A 1,935-nucleotide genomic window follows, 5' to 3' on the forward strand; every position below is an offset into this window, starting at 1 on the left:
CTCTCGCAGGCATTCCCGGAGTTCCGCCCGGGCCGTCTCGGTCAGCGACATGGCATAGGCCGGAGCGGGACCCTGGCCGCCCAGGAAGGGTTGCCAGTAGTCATCGAAACTGGTGAATGGCGTTGGGATGTCGATGGGCGTCACGTCGATCGTCTCCAGGCCGGCGGGGCGAACAGGTCCGCGAGCGCATCAGGACGGCACAGCGGAACTCGCACGCCCTCATCCAGCTTCGAAGCGCCAGGGTCCAGGTAAGCTGCGGCATCCCAGAAATACCGCATCAGCTCCATCTTCCCGGCGTAGTCCCAGACGTAGGCCCCCAGGATGCCCTGGCTCGCGGTGACGCGGACCATCTCGGCGAGTGCGGCGGCAGGGTCGGGAACAAAGTTCAGGACGAGCCCCGACACCACCACATCCACGGAGGCTTCCTGCAAGGGTATGGCAGCCGCGCTGCCCGCGTAAAACGTGGCGCGGTCAGACAGCGTCTTCTTCGCGGTTTCCCGGAATCCCTCCGAAGGCTCCACTCCAGCCACGGAGGCAGGCGAACCATGCTCCACGATGGCGGCGCACAGCGCTCCCGTACCGCAACCCACGTCCAGCCAGCGCCGGCCCGGCGGAGCATTCAACCAGTTGACAAAGGCGGGCGCGATCCGCCGGCTCCAGCGGCCCACGTAGTACTCGTAGGGGTCACCGCGCTCCCAGGTATCAGACAGTGGTGTATTGCTCACGATGACAACTCCTTGGCCCAATTCGGCCCCTCACGGGACATGAATCACACACCCTGCAACGCGGGCACCGCAACATCCTGGGCCGCCCCGCATGACGCCTCGCCGGCACAGCCTTACCTCACGGCTTGACCGCTGCCGCGAGTACAGCCGGCATGGGCACCTCGAAATGGTCACCGCGTTTGAACGCGGCAAGGGTCTGTCTGATCATCGCCCGGATGGCCTCTCTGGCGCCCGGGCTTTGTGCGCGCAGCATTGCAGAGGCACGCACCGTGCCTTCAGACATGACCTCCAAAAGCACGTCGGGAGTGGCCATGCGCCATACCTGCGGCACCTGCCGAAACGATGGCGACACAAAGCCCGCGCCGCGCAATGCCTCGGTGCATGGCGCGGGCTCGCTGAACAGAAAGAAGTTGGGGCCGACCGGAAGACCGACGTCCATCGAGCCATGGGCGCGAACAGCGCCATACACGGCCCCCAGACCAACTGCGTGTTCGGGTGTGTCCCAAACGGTGAATGCCACCCGGCCGCCATGCTTCAATACCCGGAATGCCTCGCGCAGCGCGAGGTCAGGATGCGGAAGGTGACACATGCCGAAGGCGATGACGACAGCGTCGAAGCTGTCAGGCTCGAACGGAAGGGCTTGCGCATCGGCCTGCTCGAACCGGAGCCCCGGATATCGCTCACGGGCCATACGAACCTGCGCTACCGAAAAGTCGATGCCCACCGGATCAGCCCCGCGCCGGGCCGCGGCACCGGCCACGTAGCCCGCGCCGGTCGCCACATCCAGCACACGCGATCCCTTGCCCACGCCGGCGGCGTCCAGCAGGTCATCGACGGATTGGGTTGTGATGCCGGACATGTGCTCGTGATACCCGGCAACGACGCCGGGATCCTCCCACCCCGCCTGCTCGAATTCCTGGAATGATTGACCCGCGTTAGCCATTGAATCCTCCGTTGTCGAGTCTGCGCCATGGTGATCGGAGCGGCGAATTCCGCGTCCACCGCCCCCGCGGCAAAATCATAGGCCCGAAGCGGGTCAACGTCCATGTAACCCTGCATGACAGACGGGTTGGCCGGCGATAGTGGCCCGGCAGTCATGCGAACCGCTGTATAAACAATCCCATGAATGACCTGATCAAAGGCCGCCCATCGCCTTCAAGCCCACAGCGCCCCACCCACCTGCGCGCCCACACTTACCACGGCCTGGCGC

General features: G+C 65.3%; 2 protein-coding genes. Both read right to left on the bottom strand.

The annotated features are described in order from the left end of the window. Window positions 1–140 precede the first annotated feature (140 nt). Window positions 141–725 (bottom strand): class I SAM-dependent methyltransferase, encoded by a 585-nt coding sequence (locus V6M49_RS03470; protein ID WP_332760044.1) that lies wholly within the window; start codon window positions 723–725, stop codon window positions 141–143. A 118-nt stretch (window positions 726–843) separates the two neighbouring features. Continuing rightward, the gene (locus V6M49_RS03475) at window positions 844–1,668 is read right to left on the bottom strand and encodes a class I SAM-dependent methyltransferase (protein ID WP_332760045.1); all 825 of its coding nucleotides are present in this window, start codon (window positions 1,666–1,668) and stop codon (window positions 844–846) included. Window positions 1,669–1,935 lie beyond the last annotated feature (267 nt).

It is taken from the genome of Pseudarthrobacter sp. (assembly GCF_036675385.1).
In the GTDB taxonomy this organism is placed as follows: Bacteria; Actinomycetota; Actinomycetes; order Actinomycetales; family Micrococcaceae; genus Arthrobacter.